This window comes from Psychrobacillus sp. NPDC096623 (genome assembly GCF_044762655.1).
Classification (GTDB): domain Bacteria; phylum Bacillota; class Bacilli; order Bacillales_A; family Planococcaceae; genus Psychrobacillus.
The window spans coordinates 352,691-377,103 of record NZ_JBIWER010000002.1 but is presented as its reverse complement, the minus strand read 5'-3'; the positions used below and the strand labels follow the sequence as shown (position 1 = coordinate 377,103).

Sequence of the window (24,413 nt, the reverse complement as noted above, 5' to 3'; positions counted from 1 at the left end):
CTCATTTTATCATTTCAGTACGGAAAGTATTCAAGTTATTTATTTTTATCTTTGCGCTCTAACGCTGCATCTATATATGCTTTAAATATACGTTTAGATGGTTCATCGCCATCAACGGCAAATTCCTCTGGGTGCCACTGAAAGCCAAAAACGAAGCTATGCTCTTTACTTTCTAAACACTCTACTATTCCATCTGAGGCTTTCGCAAGTATTTCTAATCCTTTACCAATTTTATTGACAGCCTGATGATGAAAAGAGTTCACTTTAAATTCTTCCTCCTGCAGGAAATCATAAATTCGATTACCCTTTTCTAGTTTGACCGGATGCGATCTATGCGTCCTAATAGCCTTTTGAAGATGTTGCATTACCGGTTCTTCCCGTTGCGAATGAATGGATTGATACAGTGATCCACCTTGAACGATATTTAACATATGTAATCCACGGCATACACCGATATAAGGTTTATCTAATTGCAGCATTTTTTGAATTAGTTTGTATTCCATTTCATCTAATTGGGGAGTAATCTGCTTTAAATGCACATGAGGAACTTCATCATAATAACCTGGATCAATATCCTCTCCACCTGTTACAAAAAGACCATCTAGCCGTTTACTTAGCTCATCTATGTCTTCCTCAGGGACTAAAGGTATTAAGATAGGGATTCCTCCTGCTTGTACTATAGCATTTGCGTAAACTGGAGGCATAAAATAACAGCCATCTGGTTGAACTTCTGTAGTAATTCCTATTATTGGTTTCATATATATTCTCTCTTCTCTCTTAAGTATATTCTCTCTATATATACCCGCTTGGTAATGATAAAAAACGTAACGGACTATTCGAACAAATCCTCACTTTGACGTTTGTTTTTATTTTTGAAGGGAATAATTGAAACAACTAAGTTAAAGGAGGAATTCATAATGGCAGATAAATACGAGAAAATAGACAATAAAGTTTCTGGTCAAACACAGCAACAGCAACCAGGTATTGAAGAGGAAATGAACCCAGAGCCTATTTTTGATGACCAGAACTATAAAGGATCTGGAAAATTAACTGGCAAAGTTGCCTTAGTTACAGGTGGAGATAGTGGTATAGGTCGCGCTGTATCGATTGCATTTGCGAAGGAAGGCGCAAATGTCGCAATTGTCTACTTAGATGAAGACGAGCAGCCCGATGCAGATAAAACGGCAAAGCTAATAGAACAGTATGGTGGAAAAGCATTAGCCATTAAAACTGATTTAAGTGATGATGAAAACTGTCAACAAACAATAGATAAAGTGATGGAGGAGTTCGGGCAACTGAATGTATTAGTAAATAATGCAGGAAAGCAGTTCCCAACAGAGGACTTTCTAGCCATAACTCCTGATCAATTACAGGAAACATTCTCTACCAATATTTATTCGATGTTTTATTTATCCCAGGCAGCACTGCCGCATATGAAAAAAGGGGATACAATCATTAATACTTCCTCTATTACAGCCTACAATGGTTCGCCCGAGCTGATCGATTACTCTGCTACTAAAGGAGCAATAACAACCTTTACGCGTTCGTTAGCTTTAAACCTAATCGATAAGGGAATTAGAGTAAATGCAGTTGCCCCAGGTCCCATTTGGACGCCACTCATCCCTGCTACCTTCGATAAAGAAAAGGTGAAACAGCATGGAGCTAATACGCCAATTGGTCGCCGCGGGCAACCCGCAGAAAATGCACCAGCTTATGTTTTTTTAGCATCCACTGATTCTAGTTATATGACTGGTCAAACGATTCATGTAAATGGCGGAGATTTTGTAGGTTCTTAAAGAACAAAAACCGAGCAAAAAGACGCCCGTTCTTAAAAAACTAGAACCTAGATATGCTATTGATTTCCGCTTCGGTCGGACGCTTTCCATGGGCACAGCTCGAGCCAGTAGTCTCTCCCTCGTGCTTTCCACTGGAGTCGCCACCTGCACTACAATCAACAATAAACCCTTAATATAAGGAAATATGCATATTATATAGTATAAAATTAGCCTTTGCTTAACTAGAAAGCGTCCACCTGTTTCTGCATCGCTACGCTAGCTTTGAAACATGAAAGTGCGCTGTAACGAAAATCATATGATTATTCATGCTTATAAGTCCCTTGAACCCAGTGTTTACGAGATGTTTTTATATACTTTCTTATCTTTAAACAAAAGCTCTAAGCACCTATGTCTAGGTAGTCGGTCTAAGCGACTCAAGTGAACTAGGCACTTGAGTCTGGACGAAAGTACGGAAAAAATGCCCAGAGTGAATTTTTCTCTGAGCATTTTTTATGTTTTTAATACCTTTTTTACCTTGTAGCCCTGATAAATTTTAGTTTTGTTAATACTCTATTATTATCACAAAGAAAGTAGGGATGATTAATATGTCAGGTAATAATGGTTACGATGGTGCTAGTGGGTCTGGTTCAGGCTTTGTACTGATTGTTGTTTTATTCATTTTGCTTATTATTGTAGGTGCTTCTTTTATGTGTGGCTATGGTGACTCCGGTTATTAAAAGGCGAATAGCAAGTTGAGTGGTGCGAATCGCAACTTCAACCCGGTAAACCGCAAGTTGATAAAGACAATTCGCAAGTTCACCGTGACAAATCACAAGTTGAATGTTGCATATCGCAAATGAGACGCTAAATTATTATCTATAGAGAAAAACGAGATTCTCTTTATGCAGAATCTCGTTTTCATTTTATATATTCATTTTCGAAACTTTTTTACCATCAAACGAATATAACACCTGTTTCCCTTCTACGACCGTTTCCAAATGTACGGTCCGCCCCCATAATTGACGAATATACGGTAGAACATTTTCCAAATAATGAGGATCTAGTTCCGTTCCTTCATATCCATGATGCAAATATAACTCACCAAGCCTCATATAATCCCCATTTTCTACTACAATATAAGGAAAGCTTCCATTCACTCTCATAGACACAAGTTGGTCACGGACATTTTCATAATCCTTATCTGTTATTTCATAGTTTCCATTCTTCTTCTCAAATAGATATAAGTCTTCCTGTTTGACTAAGTCCTTTGTTAAGTAATTTCGAATAAAAGATATGTCTGATTCTATTTCTCGTACTTCAAACATTTTCTCTCGACCAGAATTAATTTCAATTCCTAAATCTTTCATTTCCTTTGTTGGATTATTATATCTCTTTTCTATATCTTCGAAAATTTTCACACCTAAATAATATGGATTGATACCTGTTTTGGAAGGTTGCACTACATTGGCATTTAACTTGGCAAATTCAATTGTTTCATCACTCGTTAAGTCCATTTCTCTTAATATACGTTGGTGCCAATAGGAAGCCCAACCTTCATTCATTATCTTTGTTTCTAATTGCGGCCAGAAGTAGAGCATTTCCTCTCGCATCATAGTTAAAATATCCCGTTGCCATTCCTCTAACTCACTGCTGTATTCCTCTATAAAAAGAAGCAGGTCTTTTTCGGGTTTCGGAGGGAATTTTTTTCGATACGGAAGCACCAATCTTGTTATATCTTCTCGATGATCCAATTTCCATAAATCATCATAATCTGTTTTTCTTACTACCTCTATTTCTTCCTCGTCATCGTAAACCGGCAATTTTGGTCTCATAATAGACGGATCGATGTGTTCTTGTATTGCTAATACTGCGTCTAAAAAACTCTCAACCTCGTCTTTTCCATATAGTCTCTCATAGGCTGCAATTCGTTCCGCGGTTGCGGTCATACTTTCCACCATATCTCTACGTGTATTAGAGAAACGGACATTATGCTTGAAAAAGTCACAATGGGCGAGTACATGTGCAATTATAAGCTTATTTTGTATAAGGCTATTGGTATCCAATAAAAACGCGTAGCATGGATCTGAATTAATTACTAATTCATAAATTTGACTGAGCCCGAAATCATATTGCATCTTCATCTTATGAAATTGTTTACCAAAGCTCCAATGAGCAAAACGTGTGGGCATGCCGTACGCACCAAAAGTATAAATGATATCTGCGGGGCAAATCTCATACCTCATGGGATACGTATCGAGGCCGAACGAAGTGGCAATTTCAGTAATTTCCGCAATGGCATGTTGTAGTTTTCTCTCCATTACTTGGCTCCCTTTTGAAAAATACGCTTTAGCGCTTCGTAGACATCTTGATTTTCCTTCAATACATAGTATCTGAACTTTGGATTTTCAATTTTTTTATAGGTATTCATTAAGGTGGAATATCTGCTATGTGCGTTTACTTCGCCGTAGCCAAAAATACTGGAAACATCCATTAGTTCATTCACTAGTTGAATACATCTCATATTATCACTGGTCATATTCTCTCCATCAGAAAAATGTACAGGATAAATGTTATATCGGGAGGGACTATACTTCTCCTTAATGAGCTCTAGGGCTTTCGAATATGCCGAGGAGCAAATCGTACCTCCACTTTCTCCTTTTGAAAAAAATGCTTCCTCCGTTACAACTTTTGCTTCCGTATGATGGGCAATAAATTCAATTTCCACCGTTTCATATTGAGAGCGTAAAAATCTTGTCATCCAGAAAAAAAAGCTTCTGGCACAATACTTTTCAAATTTCCCCATCGAACCACTAGTATCCATCATTGCTAATACAACTGCCTTCGATTCTGGCTTTACGACTTCATCCCATGTTTTAAAACGCAAGTCATCTTGATGAATAGGCATTATTTCTGCCTTCCCTTTCATTGCATTTCTCTTAATAGCTGTCATAATCGTTCGCTTTTTATCAATATTACCCATAAGGCCTTTTTTCCGTATATCGTTAAAAGTGATATGTTCTGTTGTAATTTCCGCTTGTTCCTTCTCTTCTAAGTTAGGCAATTCCATTTGGTTAAAAAGCTCATGCTCTATTTCTGCAATGGATATCTCCGCTTCATAATAATCTTGACCTGCTTGGTCGCCGGCCTGTTTCCCTTGACCTGCATTACCCTGTTCATCTCCAGAGCCTTTTGCAATAACGTCCCCTACTTGGCTATCTCCATTACCTTGCCCAACATGCTTGGATGAATCATAATTATATCGAATTTTATATTCATCTAATGAACGAATCGGAATTTTAATGACTTCTCGTCCATTAGACATAATGATATTTTCTTCACTGATTAAATCGGGCAAGTTGTTTTGAATCGCTTCTTTCACTTTCTCCATATGGCGTTGTTGGTCTTGATGTCCTTTTCGATGCAAGGACCAGTTTTCCTGAGAAACGACAAATTGTTTTGCTTCTTTATTCTCCATTTTTCTCAACACCTACCTATTTTTTATCATATGCCTGGTTATCATTCTTATTGCAGATGAAAATGAAAAATATAGGAGTTAATAAGAAAAACCGGTCAAAAAGACGACCGGTCTTTTAAGAACAAAAACCTAGATATACCGTTGATTGTAGCGAAGGCCGGACGCTTTCCTTGGGAACGGCTCAAGCCTATAGTCTCTCCCTTGTGCTGTCCCACTGGAGTCGCCTACCTGCGCTTCAATCAACAAAACCACTTCTTATTCTGAAAGTTAAATTCAACATCACACAAATAAGTGATTTTTCTTATTATTTGGTAGCATTTATAATTCATAAAGGATTACAAGTAATTGATACTAATCACAAAAATCTGCCCAATCTTTTTATGTTAGCGATTTGCTATGCCAAATCTTTTCGTGTAGTACTACACATGGATTGATCTTCGTTACAGGTGGCGACTTCGGCGGGATGAGTGAGACAGATGAGACATCAAAGCGGCGCAAAGCGACGGTGATGGCTCATCGCTCACCCCGCGGTTGCCAAAAGGATGTTGGTCACGAAGGCGCTGCGATCGCGTTTTTGCGCTTTTCTCCTTTGTACTCCACCTGAAACGGAAATCATAGGATTCTTTTTCATACTAGTCTCTTAAACCTAGTTTTCACGACACATTTTTATATACTTTTTATCTTTTAAAAAAGGCATCCATTACCGAATAACCGGTGATGGAATTGCCTTTTAACTGTCTCAATTACGACTATCGATTAAGTAAACTACCAACATATTTTAATAGCTCATTGGCTGATGTGGAATTATAGCCATGTTCATCTATTAATCTTGCTACTACTTCATTTACTTTCTTCAGATGTGCTTCATCAGGGGTTTTGGAGGAAGTTGTAATTTTCACAACATCCTTCAAATCAGCAAACAATTTCTTTTGGATAGCTTCACGTAAACGCTCATGCGAATTATATTCAAAACGTTTTCCTTTTCTAGCGTATGCCGATAATCTAATGAGAATTTCTTCACGGAATGCTTTTTTTGCATTTTCGGAAATGCCAATTTGTTCTTCAATCGAGCGCATTAGTTTTTCATCGGGGTTCATCTCTTCCCCAGTTAATGGATCTCTCATTTTGTTCTTGTTACAGAAAGCCTCTACGTTATCCAAATAATTATTCATCAGTGTAATGGCTGACTCTTCGTACGAGTAAACAAATGCTTTTTGTACTTCTTTTTTCGCTATTTCATCGTATTCCTTGCGCGCAATTGCGATATAATTCATGTATTTCTCTTTATCTTCATCAGAGATAGATGCGTGCTGATCAAGCCCTTCCTTTAAGGCACGCAACACATCTAGTGCATTGATAGAAGGCACTTCTTTACGAATAATTGCAGAGGAAATACGGTTGATCACATACCGCGGATCAATACCGTTCATCCCTTCGTTTTGGTATTCCTTCTTCAATTCCTCCACATCGATGTCATTAAAGCCTTCCACATTTTCACCGTCGTATAGCCGCATTTTTTTTACGAGATCTATCCCTGTTTTTTTCGGAATCGCAAGTCTCGTCAGTATGGAAAAAATTGCTGCAGCTCTGAGTGCATGTGGAGCAATATGAACATGTGTCATATCACTTTCCCTAATCATTTTTTCATATATTCGCTCTTCCTGGCTGACCTTCAGGTTATAAGGAATGGGCATGACGATAATACGAGAATGTAAGGCCTCATTCTTTTTATTGGCTATAAATGAACGGTACTCTGTTTCGTTCGTATGCGCTACGATCAACTCATCCGCACTGATTAATGCAAAGCGTCCTGCCTTAAAATTCCCTTCTTGCGTCAACGATAATAAATGCCAAAGAAATTTTTCATCCAATTTTAGCATCTCTTGAAATTCCATCATTCCTCGGTTTGCCTTATTCAGTTCTCCGTCAAAGCGATACGCGCGAGGATCTGACTCTGAACCGTATTCTGCAATTGTAGAAAAGTCTATAGATCCAGTTAAGTCAGCGATATCCTGAGATTTGGGATCAGAGGGAGTGAACGTACCAATCCCTACTCGTTTGTCTTCAGAAAAGAAAATACGCTCCACCATGACATCTTCTACTTGCCCACCATATTCTTTTTCAAGCCTCATCGAGTTTAAAGGAGACAAACTACCCTCAATACGTATTCCATATTCATCAAAGAAGTCTTCACGTAAATGCTGTGGGATTAAATGCAGCGGATCTTCATGCATTGGACAGCCTTTAATAGCATATACCGCTCCCTCGTCTGTACGAGAATATTGTTCAAATCCTCGTTTTAAAAGTGTTACAATAGTAGACTTCCCTCCACTTACAGGTCCCATTAATAATAATATTCTTTTTCGTACATCTAGCCTTCTAGCAGCAGGATGAAAATATTCTTCTACTAATCGCTCTAATGCTTCCTCTAATCCAAAAATCTCTTTTTCAAAAAAAGTAAATTGTTTTTTGTTTTCTAGTTCTCTAAGTCCTGCATTTTTTATCATGCTATAAACCCGTGCATGTGCCGTTTGGGCAACCTCTGGACGTTCCTTCACAATCGCTAAAAATTCTCTAAACGTACCTTCCCACTTGAGCTGGTTCTCTTCTTCTCGGTAATTTCTTACTTTGTTTAAAATGTCCATGTTTCCCTCCATTCATGGGAGTTATTTATACCATAGTATGAAGTTTTAGAAATTATGATACCAATTTCTCTACACGAATAAAGCATCTCTTAGGTAATGAAGAGATGCTTTACTCATTGTTTATGGGGTTGTTCACATTAGAATAGCCGATTGTAGAATTTTATTCTTTTATTTTCCTCCTCTTAATTCCCCAAATTACTAAAGCAGCAATAATTGCTAAAAGCACTAAAACGGGTAAATTTCCCACTAGAAATACTATTATTCCTGAGCCTATCGACAAAAGTGAATTTGTACTTGTTATAAATTGCTTTTTTGTTTTTTCCCATGTATTTAATTCTTTGTTTTCTATTTCCGGAATGACGACACGGCTTTCATTCATAGTTAATTCTATGGTGGAAAAGGATGTCTGGTTTTTTAAATAATTTATTTTACCTACTAATACCTCTATTTCTTCTTGTACCTTTGCTAAGTCAGTGGAAATTTTAAGTAAGTCCTCTGTTTTTCCTGCATCTTTCATAAACGCTAGTAAGCGCTCCTCTACTGCACGTTTCGATTTTACTCGAGAGCTTAAATCTACGTATTGCTCGGTTACGTCCTGTCCTGTTACATTTTTCTCCAAGACTTTGGTTGCTTCTGCCTCTGCTTCGGACAAAAATGTTTCAAAATGCTTCTCTGGAATTCGCACCACCATATTCCCAGTACTTGTTTCGTCAGATTCCATATACACATTGGATTCTACTATATAACCATCATACTTCTTCACCTTTAGCTCCATATTATGCTGAGCCTTTTCTAAGTCCTTTACTGTCGTGCTAATTCTAGCCTGATGAATAATCATTCGATTGTTAGGTGTTGCAATATCGGCTGTTGCACTTGCATTTTCTTGTTCCATGTCTGCTTCTTCACTTTTTGCTTCTTCAGTTGCAAATTCAGCCGAATCAGATGCACTTTCACTTTCTTCAGTACTCATTTTAGCTGAATCTTCATTACTACTACAGGCTGCTAATAACCCGAAAAGGCTTATAGTGACTAACAATAACCACACTTTCTTCAAAATATAATTTCCCCCTTATATATATATATCTGAATAATCAGACGGATAATATTGGAAAGAGTTTCATTTCACTTTCACAGTACACTACTATGCTAATAAAGTACTCAGTTAGCAGATGAGAAATTTTTACTTTTTTCACAAAAACACTTAAATAGTTTTAATATTTCGATAGAATAGAAGAAGAAACCGAGGAGGTATTTAAATGGGAAAAGCAAACGATCGGGTTATTCGTTATAGAGGAACCAAGTTGAATACAAAAGGTTGGCTACAGGAAGCGGCACTTCGCATGCTTATGAACAATTTAGACGCAGAAGTAGCGGAGCATCCTGAAGACTTAGTTGTATATGGTGGCATTGGAAAGGCAGCGCGTAACTGGGAAGCTTTTGACGCAATAGTTCGCTCCTTAAAAAAACTCGAAAATGATGAGACATTGCTTGTTCAATCTGGAAAACCAGTTGCAGTATTCAAATCACACATTGATGCCCCACGTGTTTTAATTGCGAACTCAAATTTAGTACCAGCGTATGCCACATGGGAGCATTTTCATGAACTCGATAAAAAAGGATTAATGATGTATGGACAAATGACTGCTGGCAGTTGGATTTATATTGGCTCCCAAGGAATTGTTCAAGGCACCTACGAAACATTTGCTGAACTTGCTAAACAGCATTTCAATGGAACATTAAAAAACACCATTACGCTTACGGCCGGGTTAGGTGGTATGGGAGCAGCCCAGCCATTAGCAGTTACGATGAATGGTGGAGTATGTATTGCCATTGAAGTAGATGAAACGAGAATAGATAGACGCATCGAAACACGCTACACAGATTTGAAAGCGCATACATTAGATGAGGCTATTCAACTAGCAGAACAAGCCAAATCAGCTGGTAAACCTCTATCTATAGGGCTTGTTGGAAATGCGGCAGATATCCTGCCTGAAATGATTGCTCGTGGTTTTACACCGGATGTATTGACCGATCAAACTTCAGCGCACGATCCATTAAATGGCTATATCCCTTCCCAAACCTCTTTGGAGGATGCAGCAGCTTTACGTAAAGAAAATCCTGATGAATATCTCAAGCTATCAAAATCCTCCATGTTCACGCACGTACGCGCTATGGTCGAGTTAATGGATAAAGGAGCGATAACATTCGATTATGGTAATAATATTCGCCAAGTGGCCAAGGATGAAGGGTTCAATCGAGCGTTTGACTTCCCTGGATTTGTCCCTGCTTATATCCGACCACAGTTTTGTGAAGGCAAAGGTCCATTTAGATGGGTCGCATTGTCGGGTGATCCTGAAGACATATATAAAACAGATGAGGTAATTTTACGTGAGTTTAGCTATAACACTCATTTATGCAACTGGATTAAAATGGCACGTGAAAAAATTCAATTCCAAGGTCTTCCCTCTCGCATATGCTGGTTAGGTTATGGCGAAAGAGCGCGCTTCGGGAAAATTATAAATGATATGGTTGCTTCAGGTGAATTAAGTGCACCAATCGTCATTGGGCGAGATCACCTAGATTCAGGCTCAGTGGCTTCCCCAAATCGTGAAACAGAGGCGATGAAAGATGGCTCGGATGCTGTTGCAGACTGGCCAATACTTAATGCGATGATTAATGCTGTCGGCGGAGCAACATGGGTTTCTGTTCATCATGGCGGTGGGGTCGGTATGGGATATTCTATTCATGCTGGTATGGTCATAGTTGCTGATGGAACAAAAGAAGCTGAAGCAAGATTAGAACGAGTTCTCACTTCAGATCCAGGTATGGGAATTGTTCGTCATTTTGATGCTGGTTATGAGCTTGCAGAAAAAACTGCACGTGCTAAAGGTGTTCATATCCCAATGATGGAAAGGAGGACTAAAATTCATGAGTAAACCCGTTTGGATCAAACATGCATCTCAACTAGTTACCATGGCTAGTGAACATAAGGGTCCACGAACGAAAGTAGCCATGAGTGAGCTTTCTATTATAGAAGATGGAAGTATATGGCTTGAAAATGGCGTAATTCAAGCTATCGGAACAACAGAGGAGCTTAAAAAAAGGTATAACAATAGAATAACTGAAGCGGAAATCATTGAGGCTGTTGGAAAACTAGTTACACCTGGACTTATTGATCCACATACCCATGTGGCATACGGCGGAAGTCGTGAGCACGAATTTGAAATGCGTTTAGAAGGCGCAACATATATGGATATTATGAATGCAGGTGGAGGTATACATGCGACTAGTCGCATGACACGGGAAGCAACGGAAGAGGAAATTTTTGACCAAACCGAGAAAAGACTAAATTCTTTTTTAACTCACGGCGTCACTACTATCGAAGGGAAAAGTGGCTATGGCTTAAATATGGAAACGGAGCTAAAGCAGCTTCGAGTTATGCAACGCTTGCAGATTGAGCATCCAATTGATATTGTTCCGACCTTTATGGGAGCACATGCTGTTCCAGTTGAATTTAAAGGCAAGGAGGATCAATACGTTGATTTAATCGTGAATGAAATGCTACCACAGGTGGCTGAAGAGAAGCTCGCTCAGTTCAATGATGTATTTTGTGAAGTAGGCGTCTTTACCCCAGAGCAATCTAAGCGAATTTTAGTGGCTGGGAGAAACCTTGGACTAACTCCTAAAATTCATGCGGATGAAATCGAGCCTTATGGTGGTGCTGAGCTTGCAGCAGAGGTTGGAGCCATTTCCGCTGAGCATTTATTGAAAGCATCCGATACTGGTATTGCCGCAATGGCTAAGAAAGGTGTTATCGCATGTCTATTGCCCGCAACTGCTTTGTATTTACGAGAAACTGCTGCCAGAGGTCGAGCAATGATTGACGCTGGCGTACCTGTGGCGATTTCAACCGATTGCAACCCTGGTTCCTCCCCTACCACGTCTATGCCACTCGTGATGAATTTAGCCTGTATTTCGATGAAACTTACTCCGGCTGAAAGCTTATGTGCAGCAACCTATAATGCTGCCTGCGCTATAAAAATGGAGGATAAAATCGGCTCTCTAGAAATCGGTAAACAAGCAGATATTGTACTTTGGAATGTTCCAAATTACCAGCAACTGCAGTACTTATTTGGGGTAAATCATGTGAACAGCGTATGGAAAAAAGGAGTAAAGGTGGTCGGTTAAAAATGCAATTAATTCAACCCGAAAAGAATGTGATTCATCTTGATTAGCTTAAAAGGTAATGGTCTTACTCTCGAACATATGAGAGCAATTTTATATCAAGATGAACAAATTATTATAGATGATTGTGCGAAAGAAAATGTAGTGAAAAGTCGGAAGGTCGTGGAACGGATTGTAGAAGAAGGACATACCGTCTACGGTATTAATACTGGCTTTGGAAAATTCAGTGATGTGAATATAAACGAATCCGATGTTCATGCACTGCAACTACATCTAATTAGGTCCCATGCATGCGGTATTGGCGAACCATTCGAGGAAATTGTGTCACGTGCAATGGTTGTACTTCGATTAAATGCATTACTCAAAGGTTTCTCCGGTATTCGTTTAGAAGTATTAGAGCGGTTGACATATATGGTAAACCATCATATTCACCCAGTAATCCCTCAGCAAGGGTCACTTGGAGCATCTGGTGACCTTGCTCCCCTCTCACATCTTGCTCTAGTTTTGATAGGAGAAGGATTCGCTTGGGACGGTAATAACCAAATTCCAGCTCATTTAGTATGGGAAAAACACAATTTAACACCAATTGTATTAGAAGCAAAAGAAGGATTGGCATTGATAAATGGAACGCAAGCGATGACTGCCCAAGGAGTTATAAACTGGTTAGAATCCGAAACACTTGCTTATCAGAGTGAATGGATTGCTGCGATGACGATGGAAGCTTTGTATGGCATTACAGATGCTTTTCATCCAGCTATTCACGAAGCACGAGGCTATCCCGAGCAAGTAGAAGTGGCAAAAAGAATGCTCACTTGGCTTAAAGGCAGTCAATTAGTCACAAAACAAGGGGAAAAACGTGTACAGGATGCTTACTCTATAAGATGTATACCCCAAATTCATGGAGCTAGCTGGCAGGTTCTCGCTTATGCAAAGGAAAAATTGGAAATTGAGATGAACGCAGCGACAGATAACCCACTAATTGTGGAGGACGGAGAAGTAATTATTTCTGGTGGAAACTTCCATGGACAACCAATTGCATTTGCCATGGATTTCTTAAAGATTGCGATGGCTGAGCTAGCAAATGTATCAGAGCGTAGAATTGAGAGGTTAGTAAATCCTCAGCTTAACGAGGGTCTACCACCTTTTTTAAGCCCACAACCTGGATTACAATCTGGAGCTATGATATTACAATATGCAGCAGCCAGCTTAGTTTCTGAAAACAAAACATTTGCTCATCCCGCTTCTGTAGACTCTATCCCTTCCTCTGCAAACCAAGAGGATCATGTAAGCATGGGAACAATCGGAGCACGACATGCCTATCAAATCATTCAAAATGCCCGTAGAGTCATTGCAATTGAGGCTATTTGTGCAGTCCAAGGAGTACAATATAGAGGTAATGCACTTATCTCACCAGCTCTACAAAAAAAATGGCAGGAAATACGAGCTATTGTCCCCCCCATTGTAGAAGACCGCATTTTCAGTATCGACATAGAAAAAACGAACACATATTTAAAGAAAGATACAGCTCTTATTCAAGATTTAACTACTACTTCATAAAGAGAAGTAGTAGTTTTTTTCATTATCTCGATGTTACAAATATGTAAATAAAGTAACAAGAGTGTATTTTATAAAAATTTAGGTTTATGCTGGATAACTTTGGGGGTAACTATTTACTAGTACAGTAACTAAATAATAAATTATAAAAATGGAGGAATACTAAATGATGAAAAATTCTGTGGCAGGACAAAAATGGTGGAAAATTGGAGCAGCTGCATTCTTATCTGTAGGTTTATTAGCAGCTTGTGGTGACGGAGAAAACGAGTCGGATGTAGACGACAATTCAGAAGAAGAAGTAGAACAAGAGCTTGAAGAAGAAGATCAAGACGGAGAATAAAAGTTCAACTGAATTGGAGCTCACCAAAATTATTAGAAAAAAGGCATGACCCTTACTTTCTTCGTAAGGGTCATGCCTTTTTATTTACATTGACAGGTTCCTTTCCCATTTAGTTTATTGCATTTTTTACAGTTCTTTTTGGATATCCTATTCACTTCCTTTTAATGATTTAACCTAAAATATGTTGGTATCGGATTGTCCTATTACTCCTATTATTCGACACACCAATAAATTAATCTCTGTGGATAAGGTTATGCACAATTAAAATGACACTATTTCTATACTATTGAACTAAAAATAATATTAATCCACATCTTATCCACTGTATATTGTGGATAAGAAATAAGATATTAACATTTCTTTGACTGGTAATACTAACTTGAAGATTAAATTAGCCAAAATTTAGACAAAACATAAAAAAATTCTATTTTATTCTTAGAATTACGCTTTTAGAACATTATTTAGTTAGGTTTATAAGATAAATGTTTCGACAAAATTCGAGTTTTTTAAAAATGTGGATAACTTTATACACAAAATCCACGTTGGTATATATCATTTCTTCATTCCTATTAACAAGTTGTTAACATATTATCCACTTTTAGCTGTGGATAATGGAACGGTTGTTCTTATGTGTGATATTTGTTAAATTAGTCTTACAAAAGTTAATTGACTATATTTCTTTATAAAATTGAGAACGGAGGTGCTAGGGTTATGAATAGAATGTCTGATGATCTTCTAATCGAGTCTTACTTGTTGGCAAAAAAACTAAAGCTAAATCCAGAATTTCTAGAACTGTTAAAATCCGAAATAGCTCGCCGCAGCCTATCCATCCAAAGCGCTAGCTAAGCAGCATTTGAATAAAAAGCTGAGGAAGCTCCCCAGCTTTTTTTTATTAGGCTATGTTAAAGTTAGAGGTTGATTTAAAACTACACATAAAAAATGAGCTGGAAAATGTATCCCCAAGCTCACTGTTTTTTTGATTTTCTTTTTTTACTAAAGCACCCGATAGTTAAACAGCAGAAGGTTTCTTAGTCAAGAACCGCTCCAATCGTAGTACGGTATTAAATTACATATCATAAGGTTCAAGCTTCAAAATAAATTCTTCAACATCCTTGCCTCTTGCGTTGGAAAAACCCTTATCTTCAGAGATGATTTTAAACCCGCATTTTTCCATTACCCTGCTGGAGGCGAGGTTATCTTTAGCGGCACGAGCATAGAGCGGGCGTACCTTAATATACTCCAGAAACTCTGACAACGCTTTAGTTGTAATACCTTGACCCCAATATTCCTTCCCAATCCAGTAGCTTATTTCGGATTCGCCGAACTGTTCAAAGTTCGAGACGTGCCCAGTGACAATGCCATTAAATAATATAGTCTTAATTGTGATGGTCTCGTCAGCGATAATTTTTGTCCAATGGTCAAAAAATGCGTCCTTATCAGTGGGGACTTTAGCTGTAAAGGCAGCCATATAGTTCGCAGTTGAATCTAGTTGTTGTTCGAAAAAGATAGGAAGATCTTCCTCTATGATATCTCGTAGCTTCACTTCGCTTTTGCTAATGGATTCCATATAATTCACAAGCTCCTTAACATATTTTTGAATATAAATTCTTCCAAGTTTAGAGAAATTCCTTCTTCAACTATCCTGCCGCTTTAGTTGAATAACAATAAAGGCTGTCTACTTAAAACCTTTTCTGCTAAAGTACCCGTTAGCTTAAGTGAAACCCTTCAAAATATATTGACAAGAAACCTATACAATCCTCTAAATTGCATCCAATGAATCTCGCCTACGTTTTTTGATATTTTTAGCGGAGGGAGGCTTAATATCAGGGCGAAAACAGTTTCCAATGCCCTTCGGACACAACTTCGACCGATCCGCCAATCACTTTGATGGCGGTTTGATCGTCAATCGCGTACGCCGGCCCCTGCATCCCGGCGGCCCATCTCTCTGCAGCAGCCATGGTGTTCCCCGGCAGCATCTCGTGATCCAAGTGCGGAAACATTGCAAAATCGACCAGTCTAAGCGTTTCATCACTACCGTTGGGTGGAGTCCAACCAACGAAGTATTCCCCGACGTTAGGTGCCATCACCATGCTCCCGGCGCTCAGTCCCACATAGACTGCGCGCAGCGAAGGCAAAAGGTCTGCCAGTCCGGATTGCCGCATCCAGTAACAGAGATATAACGGATCACCGCCATTCACTAGTAGGACGTCAGTCTCCTTGACCATAGGGACCCAAAGCTCTTTATCGATGCTGGGCAGCGCGGTGAGCTCGAGCACCCCCATTGACTTCCACCCCAGCTCACACATCGGTGTGGTAGCCTGCCCACTGAAGAACTGCCATGCTTTGCCTGCACCACCGGGTATGGCGTACAACCCAGTGGTAATGCAGAGGGCATTGGCCTCGGCAATTGGTTTGCCCAGCATGTCAACCAGCGTGTCGTGTATACTCTTGTTCTTAATACCTGCAGATGTAAGCAGAAATTTCATAACTTCACTCCTTATCTTTGTGTGGTACTGTAAAAGATTTTCATATTTCTAAGACAGCAACTCATTGATTTTTCTAACAGCATGATTAGAACAATTCTTGTAATATATTATTTACCTAATAAATGTAATAAAGTACTTACTAACCCTTACTTCTAGAAAAGAACCTACTCAAGAACCTCTCTGATGAACAAGTTAAGAAGTAATATCAGAAGTTTCAGGTTTATGCACCTCCTATCTTCGAAGCTTTAGAGATAATTTTTCATAAACTTTTTAGACTACCAACTTACAACATTCTACTTTTATAATATTCTGAAAATACAGCACTTACAAGTTTTATCATAATCCGTTTCACATCGTAAAGTAAGACGTTTTTATCATCGGCTAAGCAGTCTAGATAAATTCCATCAGGAAAACTATGTATTGGTTCCCATCTCTCCTAAATTTCTCCCATATTAAAATAATCTCACTAGTAATTTTTTTAGTTTACCATTTCTTGTTGAACTAAACTGCCCCTTTAATTGAAGATGAATAAAGGCTATCTACTGACAGCGTTTTTCTGCTAAAGCGTCCGTTAGTTAAGTATGGAAGGGACTAACTTTCAATGATAATGGCTGCAACAGCTTTTTATACCGCGAACGAACAGGATTTCTAGTTTTATAAAAAATTCTTAGGGTAAAGAAATACTATTACCATGAACTAAGGAGATGTAGCAATGAGCATTAAAGCGCTAGTTTTAAATTGCAGTTTGAAAGACAACACGCAGAAATCCAATACCCGTGCGCTCATTAACGAGATTGTAAAGATTTTTGATGAAAACAGAGCGGAGACGGAAGTGCTCAGGATGGCTGATTATAATATCGGTTTTGGAATTACACATGAGGCAGTGAATGATAAGGATCAATGGCCAGAGATTTTTGAAAAAGTGAAGCAGGCGGATATCCTTTTGCTTGGCTCGCCGATTTGGCTTGGCGAACAGAGTAGCCTGGCCACTTTGGTTGTAGAAAGGTTGTATGGTGGAAGCAGCCTTACGAACGAAAAAGGCCAGTACATTTACTATAACAAAGTGGGCGGAGTGGTTGTTACCGGGAATGAAGACGGTGCGAAAAACGTCTCAAGCTACCTAATTTACGCATTGTCGCATATTGGGTTTACGATTCCTCCAAATGTGGATACCTATTGGGTTGGAGAAGCGGGCCCTGGTCCATCCTTTATTGAGGCAAACGGGAGAGAGAACGATTTTACGATGCAACACGCAAAAATAACTGCTTACAATTTACTCCATTTTGCCCGGTTGCTAAAAGAGCATCCGATTCCGGCAGAAGGAAATGTAAATGAAAGTCAATAGTAAGGTGGCTTGAAAAGTTTGAATTTAAACCTCAAATAACATGCTAAACTAGCAGTCCGATTCAAATAGAGTTGGATTGCTTCTTTTTTGAAAAAATCTGACCCTATTATTAGTTTCAAAGTTAATATAGAACTTATTTTTAAAATTTTCCATATATATTCTAAATTTATCATCAAACGTTCTTCAACTACCTACTTCTTTAGTTCAATTAGAAAAAAAGCTTTACTCCTTCTTGAAGTAAATCACCCGTTAGTTTAAGTACATTAGATCACAAAAACTCTTTATAAATAACAAGAAAAGGTGCCAACAAAGAACCAATTATAAAAATAAAAATAGCTATGCCAAGTGTCACAAGACCATTGCTAAACGCTAAAAGGAGACAGAAAATAACCGAAGGTGAGCATTGGAAGAATAGTAAAAGATACAAAAATTAACCTGCTTGGTATTGTTATCTTATGTGTTGTATCGCATTCGTTACATTTAATAGGTTTATAACTCAGCCAGAAGGATTCATAGACTCTACTTCAACTAAAATGTGCATTACATTTCTCGCATTTTTGCAAAGCTAATAACCTCCATTATAATTTCTGAATTTACTAAGTCCTTGATTATTAACCTGCGCCTTTAGTTGAAGTTGAGAGACAATTTTTTAGTGTTAATAAATTGTCTATATACGCATATCTTATTCAGTTAACACCTGTAACGTTATCAAAAGGCATAGCTTGTCCATTAACTAGAACATTAATTGTGTCATATTCTGCCTCACCACGAGTCAGTTTATATACGTACTGTTTTAGCTCATTATTTTCTTGATTTGATTTCTCTAACTTTATGTTTAATATGTTATCTTTCACTTCAAGTTCGGCTGTAACTGTTTCTTTAGATTGAAAAAGAATATACGCAGTATTTTCACCCTCATTAATTAGTTGCAGCGTGTAATCAGAGTTAATCCCTTTTTGTACCTTATTAGGTACACTCTGGATTTCACTAATACTCAATTCTGATGAATTACAAGCTGCTAATATCAATGATAAAAATAACATTAAACAAACTAGTTTTTTCAATTTAATTTTCTCCCTTCTTTTTTTGTGCTCATAAGTTATTATTCCACAAACTTATTAAAAGCCCTTCCCTGGTTTGGTAACATTGTACAATTAATCTTAATCCAAGTTAAAGGGGTAATTCTTAAATACGAATCCGTTCCCACAATCGTATTTGAGAGCTTTTCTTTACATACTCCTAGTTGAACTAACCTACGGCATTAGTTCAATAAGAAAAAAGGCTTTACGCCTTCTTGAAGTAAAGCACCCGTTAGTAAAAAAAGTCTATTATCTAATTAATATTTTTTGACTCTAAATTCAACCTGTTAGCTATAACATAAAAATCTGCAACGCCATTTACTACATAATTTCCTTCTGGAAATTCCTGTTTCATAATTTGCCTTATAAAATCTCTATATTCTTTCTTATCCTCTGAAACGTAGCTCCCACTTCCCCCCCTAAATTCTTCACGAAGTGGTTCCCCTTTAATTAGTTTCGTACTTAATAATGGTTCATTCATACCGTATTCAATTACATAATTTCTCGTAGTCTCAATCATTGGAAAATAGAATGGCGAAGCAGAATGAAAAATTTCAATTTCTTCTTTATCGCCAGTATATTCTAATTCCGCATAAATCTTTATAGGTTCATTCTTACCGTACTCTGCTTGTTCTGTCACAAGTCGATATACAAAATCTTCTTCTATGACCTCGGCTTTTGTTTCTAAGGGTTGGGTAGCAGGCAGTTCGTTAGCAACCTTTTCGTTATTGTTTTGTTGACAGCCCAATAATCCAATTGTTAAAAGTATAAAAGACACAATTAAACTATGTTTTTTCAATATCATCCCTCTTTCTTTACATAAATTAGACGAAGATGAAGTAGCATTCGTTTCAACGAGTTGCCTGGTAACTTGTTCAACTAAACTGCTGTATTAGTTAAACAATAAAAAAGCTTTACCCCTTCTTGAAGTAAAGCACCAGTTAGTTGAAGATTCGAGAACCTAAATTTACACAAAAGAAAAAAGTACACTTGTCTTCATCATTTATAATTCATATCTATATTCATATAATGCTTTTTACCCATTGGTATCTCCAACTAACTAGTTTCTAGCCATTTTTTTATTTTTAGAGAATTCGTTGTCTTATTGTTAATATAAGGTATGCGTCGTGATGATAGTGCAATATAATCATTGATAAAACCACCTGCACAACCTGCTTTAATCCAGTTGTTCATAAAGGATTCAAATGATTTCCCTAGCCTCCAACCATGAAAATCTTTATCTTTTGTTAAATAAACAACTTCACCTATATTGTATTTTCGGTCTATTCCAAAGTAATTTCCCATTCCATCCCCAGAAAAAATAAATGAGTTTGACCAAAAGTGAAATTCTTCAATCTTTTCATCAAGGTAATCATGGTCTACCCTTATGGCGTTTAAATGGATTAGCTTATCTAGATTCCATAGCCCAAAATCAAATAGGCCCCCATTCAATATACTCCTGTTCGTATATGGTTCGCCTTGTACTGAATAGATGTTAGGATCATCCAACACACATGTTGAATTTTCTTGTGTATTCCAATAAAAATCACATTGACGCGAAAAATCTATCACAACCTTTTTAAATGATACTGGAAGTTGAAACCCAATGATGCTTTCAATCTGCAGCACGTCACTTTCTGATGCAGGTTGATCAATAAATAGATCCCCTATGCCGCCCTTGTTTTTAATGGAATTAAGTGTTGAATGTAGAATTTCACGCCAATGAAAATATTCGATAGTTTCTGGTTCGTACCTATTCTGTTCCTGCTCCGATTTTTTGTTTTTTGGTGTATAAACTTCCCCTTCGAACCGGACCCATTGAGGCAGTTCTTTAGGATCATTTGGAACCTCCCTATTAAATCGAATATTAGACTTCAGGAACTCTAATCCTTTTTCTGTAAGAGCATATGTATTTTCAATACGACCCTTTAGGACAGAAATATAATCATTCTTTATAGCCATATTCAGAAAATCCCAAAACTCAGATTCATCAATATTGTATGTTTTGTGTGAAAAAGACTCTTTCTCAAGTATTTTTCTTAATACACTAAATAGTAATCTCACTCTAAACACCTCTATTTTTTCGTCTCATAAAACAATTAATTGTTTTGTAGTAATATGCGGAATAACCACTCAACTCTTGAACTAAAGCACCCGTTAGTTGACCATAAACTTATGTAAGTATTCTTGTATTACTGGTAAATCGGGTGGGCTAATGTTCGACGGAAGTTCGTTGAATCGAAAGAAATGTAATTCTTGAACTTCACTATCCTCTTTTTTTAATACTCCTTCATAATCATTACATATGTAAGCTGTTACCACATTATAAACCTCATCACCATGCGGATATTTATAGTAGAACTTTTCGCCAGAATAGACATTCAATAACTCTAATTTATTTGCTACCAATCCTGTTTCTTCAAGTAATTCTCTTTTAGCTGCTTGTTCTAAAGATTCACCCATTTCTAAGGAACCACCAGCTAATCCCCAACAATTATTATCCTTACGTAGTTGCAATAGCAGCCTATTCTCTTTATTTATTACAATGACACAGGCACCAACAATTATAAGCGGCCGACTACCTACTAACTTTCTTAAATTCATAATATAGCCCATATAAACCCCCAAAATTAAGTTATCACCTTAATGTACATATTATTTATATTTCTATCCCTTATTGAACTATTTCCTACTTTCATTATTAAGTTATTTAATACATATTAGGTATTAGTGAATATTGTTGGATAGAGTTTTTTATTTTATACTCATCACAGCTACGTTAATTGCCATAAACCTATTAGGGAGGATTATTTTGAAAAAAAATATATTACTCATAGGCACTTTGTATGGAATAGGATTAGTATTTTCTCTTTGGCTATATAATCACAAGCCAATGATCATTGAAGATGTCGGTCAGTTACTACCCACTAAGATAAAAGAAGTTCATAGCGCTACAAGTGAAGCAGAATTGCAAAGTTGGGTGAAAGAATCAATCGATAACGATGAGAAAATTTCCGTCGCCGGGATGCAACATAGCCAGGGTGGGCATACATACTATCCTAATGGTAATGTGATAGATATGAAGAATTATGACAAAATCCTTGATTATAATCCTAATGAAAAAACTATTACAGTTCAAAGTGGAGTTACTTGGGAGGATATCCAAAAGAAAATTAATCCTGATCACCTATCAGTTCGTGTGATGCAGTCACAAAATATTTTTACTGTTGGTGGATCTATAAGTGTTAATGCCCATGGGAGAGATATTCGCTATGGGTCGCTTATTGATAACGTTGAATCTTTCCGACTTCTCACTCCAGAAGCGAAGATCATCAATGTCAGTCGAACAGAAAATAGCAAACTATTTCCTCTCGTAATCGGTGGATATGGTCTATTCGGTATTATTCTAGATGTCACGATACATTTGACCGAAGATGAACTCTATCAAATTCGTTCAAAATCAATCGACTATCAAGATTATCCGGATTATTTTATTGAGCATGTTAAAGAAAATAACGATATCCGAATGCACATTGCTAGATTATCGATAGCTCCAAAGACCTTGCTACGAGATATGTATATTACTGATTATGAATTAATAGAGAACCAAGACAACCTAACGAATTACGCTAAATTAAAAAGAGATACACTTGCTGCACCTCAAAAATTCATGCTCGGCCTTTCACGCTACAACGACTGGGGAAAGAATCTACTTTGGGAATTGCAAAACAAGTTATATGTTGGCCAAGATGGTAACTACATTACTCGTAACAATGCCATGCGTGGTGCCAGTAAATTTATGGAGTATGACAATGCATATAGAACAGAAATCTTACAAGAATACTTTATCCCAGTTGACGAGTTTACTAGCTATCTAGATAATTTACGCAAAGTGCTTGAAAAGGAAGAGATAAATCTATTAAATATTACAGTGCGTTACGTAAATAAGGATGAAGAGGCAGTTTTATCCTATGCAAAAGAGGATATGTTTGCTCTTGTCTTGTTAATTAATCAAGGTAAAAGCAAAAATGACATTGAAAAAACTGAAAATGTTATCCATAAAATGATCGATGTTACCTTAAAACACGATGGCTCTTATTATTTGCCTTATTATTCTTATCCTACACAAGACCAAATGGATGAAGCCTATCCACGTAACAAAGAGTTTTTTCAGCTAAAGAAACAATTTGATCCGAATGAAGTATTTATGAATCTTTTTTACAAGGAGTATAGCCAATGAATTTCCGTAAGTTTCTCATCAGCCAAAGTATCTTAATTACAGCAAGTAGTGTAGTCTTTCCATTCTATTTATTATTGATTAAAAATGTTGGGGATAGCTATTCTCAATTTGGTTGGGCCTATGGATTGTTCACCTTAACTGCTGCTTTTACCTATCCAATCATCGGTCGACTTGGTGATAGGTATGGTGATAAGAATATGCTCCTTATTTATACAATAGGCATGGCAGCTGTAATGTTGCTTATCCCGCTTCTTTATCAGGTATGGCACGTTTATACGATACAGATTGTTATGGGGATTCTTGGTGCGATTCAAAAAAATACAGAAAAAGCTTTCTTGGCTCGTAATAATGATACTGAGACTGCTGGTAAACAAATTGGAAACTATCATTTGTATATATCACTTTGGAGTGGGATAGGTATTATCCTAACCGGTTACCTAATCGATTTCTTAACCATTGCAAGTCTATTCTATTTGATTTCATTTGTTTATATCATAGCCTCTTTCATCATTATTAAAGGGGAAAAAGTATAAGGGGGTTCCAGACGTAATGTGCGTAAAGTTATTTTAACTTTTCAGAGCATTAATGCATCTAATTGTATTTTACAATAGCAATTAGTAAATTGGGTTAAGCAAGGAATCAAGCATATAGAATAATGCAAATTAAAAAACTTACTCTCTGTAAAATAAAAATAGAGAGCAATAAGGTAAGACAACTTCACTAAATTCTCAAATCTCCAATCTTTTCACAAAGAGCTTGAGCTCTTTTAGACAACAGTATCTTTTGATGCAAATATTTAGCTAATTTAGACCGAAGAAACTCATCTAAACAGTAGAACAAAAAAGAAGAAAGAAGAGATATGATAAAAAAAAGTTATCAAATAAACTCTCGATGTGAGAGAGTAACAAATTCCTTTCCAATTCTGAAAATAAGGTTGGAATCACAACAAACAAAGTGGCTAGGAATAAGTGCATTAATAACGCAATACTTGCTCGAGAGAGCCCGCTTAGATTTTTTGTAACAAAATCAGAAAGGATAGATGCTGGTATTCCGTAAACCAAAAGTATTGGCAATAGGTACATGCCTAATACGATGGCAAAAGCGGTCTCTCCTGCTAGGAAAGAACTCAACATAACCAATACACAAACCATTACCGCGGCAACAAACTTTCTAATAACCATGTGACTCACCCCAATCAAAATAATCTCCTCTTAAATATACTTATTGGTTATTTCACCAATAGTCTTTAGAACTCCTTCTTAAACTAAACTGCACCGTTAGTTTAATAA

Annotated in this window: 21 protein-coding genes; 10 read left to right on the top strand and 11 right to left on the bottom strand. The window is 37.3% G+C overall.

The window, feature by feature from the left end:
• Positions 1–35: 35 nt before the first annotated feature.
• Complete coding sequence (locus ACIQX2_RS06535; protein ID WP_402847824.1) at positions 36–758, bottom strand: gamma-glutamyl-gamma-aminobutyrate hydrolase family protein; 723 nt, start codon at positions 756–758, stop codon at positions 36–38.
• Positions 759–917: 159 nt separating this feature from the next.
• Here ACIQX2_RS06535 and ACIQX2_RS06530 point away from each other — a divergent pair, with 159 nt between their 5' ends.
• A complete protein-coding gene (locus tag ACIQX2_RS06530) occupies positions 918–1,796 on the top strand; it encodes an SDR family oxidoreductase (protein WP_402847823.1) in 879 nt (292 codons plus the stop codon).
• A 584-nt stretch (positions 1,797–2,380) separates the two neighbouring features.
• Positions 2,381–2,512, top strand: a complete 132-nt coding sequence (locus ACIQX2_RS06525; protein WP_402847822.1) for a YjcZ family sporulation protein — start codon at positions 2,381–2,383, stop codon at positions 2,510–2,512.
• 186 nt (positions 2,513–2,698) lie between these two features.
• Here ACIQX2_RS06525 and ACIQX2_RS06520 read toward each other — a convergent pair whose 3' ends face one another.
• The 4 genes from ACIQX2_RS06520 to ACIQX2_RS06505 form a co-directional block, all read right to left on the bottom strand.
• Complete coding sequence (locus tag ACIQX2_RS06520) at positions 2,699–4,093, bottom strand: SpoVR family protein (RefSeq protein WP_402847821.1); 1,395 nt, start codon at positions 4,091–4,093, stop codon at positions 2,699–2,701.
• On the bottom strand, positions 4,093–5,250 hold the full coding sequence (gene yhbH, locus ACIQX2_RS06515) for a sporulation protein YhbH (RefSeq protein ID WP_402847820.1): 1,158 nt from the start codon (positions 5,248–5,250) through the stop codon (positions 4,093–4,095). The genes ACIQX2_RS06520 and yhbH overlap by 1 nt, the downstream gene beginning before the upstream one ends.
• Before the next feature lie 749 nt (positions 5,251–5,999).
• Positions 6,000–7,895 (bottom strand): PrkA family serine protein kinase, encoded by a 1,896-nt coding sequence (locus tag ACIQX2_RS06510; RefSeq protein WP_402847819.1) that lies wholly within the window; start codon positions 7,893–7,895, stop codon positions 6,000–6,002.
• A 160-nt stretch (positions 7,896–8,055) separates the two neighbouring features.
• Positions 8,056–8,940, bottom strand: coding sequence for a DUF4349 domain-containing protein (locus ACIQX2_RS06505; RefSeq protein ID WP_402849126.1), 885 nt, complete (start codon positions 8,938–8,940; stop codon positions 8,056–8,058).
• A 211-nt stretch (positions 8,941–9,151) separates the two neighbouring features.
• On the opposite strand from ACIQX2_RS06505, the gene hutU reads away from it, so the two are divergent.
• The 5 genes from hutU (at position 9,152) to ACIQX2_RS06480 (ending at position 14,820) form a co-directional block, all read left to right on the top strand.
• Positions 9,152–10,831, top strand: a complete 1,680-nt coding sequence (gene hutU / locus ACIQX2_RS06500) for a urocanate hydratase (protein ID WP_402847818.1) — start codon at positions 9,152–9,154, stop codon at positions 10,829–10,831.
• The gene (gene hutI / locus ACIQX2_RS06495) at positions 10,824–12,083 is read left to right on the top strand and encodes an imidazolonepropionase (RefSeq protein ID WP_402847817.1); all 1,260 of its coding nucleotides are present in this window, start codon (positions 10,824–10,826) and stop codon (positions 12,081–12,083) included. Before hutU ends, hutI begins: the two co-directional genes overlap by 8 nt.
• Positions 12,084–12,122: 39 nt before the next feature.
• Entirely contained in the window at positions 12,123–13,637 is a 1,515-nt protein-coding gene (gene hutH, locus ACIQX2_RS06490) for a histidine ammonia-lyase (RefSeq protein ID WP_402847816.1), read from the top strand.
• Between the two features lie 163 nt (positions 13,638–13,800).
• Positions 13,801–13,974 (top strand): hypothetical protein, encoded by a 174-nt coding sequence (locus ACIQX2_RS06485; protein ID WP_402847815.1) that lies wholly within the window; start codon positions 13,801–13,803, stop codon positions 13,972–13,974.
• 711 nt (positions 13,975–14,685) lie between these two features.
• A complete protein-coding gene (locus ACIQX2_RS06480) occupies positions 14,686–14,820 on the top strand; it encodes a sporulation histidine kinase inhibitor Sda (protein ID WP_402847814.1) in 135 nt (44 codons plus the stop codon).
• A gap of 220 nt (positions 14,821–15,040) precedes the next feature.
• Here ACIQX2_RS06480 and ACIQX2_RS06475 read toward each other — a convergent pair whose 3' ends face one another.
• Together ACIQX2_RS06475 and ACIQX2_RS06470 are read right to left on the bottom strand one after the other, a co-directional pair.
• A complete protein-coding gene (locus ACIQX2_RS06475; protein WP_402847813.1) occupies positions 15,041–15,541 on the bottom strand; it encodes a GNAT family N-acetyltransferase in 501 nt (166 codons plus the stop codon).
• 256 nt (positions 15,542–15,797) lie between these two features.
• A complete protein-coding gene (locus ACIQX2_RS06470) occupies positions 15,798–16,460 on the bottom strand; it encodes a Type 1 glutamine amidotransferase-like domain-containing protein (protein ID WP_402847812.1) in 663 nt (220 codons plus the stop codon).
• Between the two features lie 712 nt (positions 16,461–17,172).
• Here ACIQX2_RS06470 and ACIQX2_RS06465 point away from each other — a divergent pair.
• Positions 17,173–17,805, top strand: coding sequence for a flavodoxin family protein (locus ACIQX2_RS06465; protein ID WP_402847811.1), 633 nt, complete (start codon positions 17,173–17,175; stop codon positions 17,803–17,805).
• Positions 17,806–18,491: 686 nt separating this feature from the next.
• Here ACIQX2_RS06465 and ACIQX2_RS06460 read toward each other — a convergent pair.
• The 4 genes from ACIQX2_RS06460 to ACIQX2_RS06445 all read right to left on the bottom strand — a co-directional run bounded on the left by ACIQX2_RS06460 (position 18,492) and on the right by ACIQX2_RS06445 (position 21,500).
• Entirely contained in the window at positions 18,492–18,869 is a 378-nt protein-coding gene (locus ACIQX2_RS06460) for a peptidylprolyl isomerase (RefSeq protein WP_402847810.1), read from the bottom strand.
• Between the two features lie 268 nt (positions 18,870–19,137).
• A complete protein-coding gene (locus ACIQX2_RS06455) occupies positions 19,138–19,683 on the bottom strand; it encodes a hypothetical protein (protein WP_402847809.1) in 546 nt (181 codons plus the stop codon).
• A 257-nt stretch (positions 19,684–19,940) separates the two neighbouring features.
• Entirely contained in the window at positions 19,941–20,948 is a 1,008-nt protein-coding gene (locus ACIQX2_RS06450) for an SMI1/KNR4 family protein (RefSeq protein ID WP_402847808.1), read from the bottom strand.
• Between the two features lie 93 nt (positions 20,949–21,041).
• The gene (locus ACIQX2_RS06445; RefSeq protein ID WP_402847807.1) at positions 21,042–21,500 is read right to left on the bottom strand and encodes an NUDIX hydrolase; all 459 of its coding nucleotides are present in this window, start codon (positions 21,498–21,500) and stop codon (positions 21,042–21,044) included.
• Between the two features lie 193 nt (positions 21,501–21,693).
• Between ACIQX2_RS06445 and ACIQX2_RS06440 the strand changes: the two genes are divergently transcribed.
• Positions 21,694–23,124: an FAD-binding protein gene (locus ACIQX2_RS06440; RefSeq protein ID WP_402849123.1), complete on the top strand. Its 1,431-nt coding sequence runs from the start codon at positions 21,694–21,696 to the stop codon at positions 23,122–23,124.
• Positions 23,121–23,657, top strand: coding sequence for an MFS transporter (locus ACIQX2_RS06435; RefSeq protein WP_402847806.1), 537 nt, complete (start codon positions 23,121–23,123; stop codon positions 23,655–23,657). The genes ACIQX2_RS06440 and ACIQX2_RS06435 overlap by 4 nt, the downstream gene beginning before the upstream one ends.
• Positions 23,658–24,413: the final 756 nt, after the last annotated feature.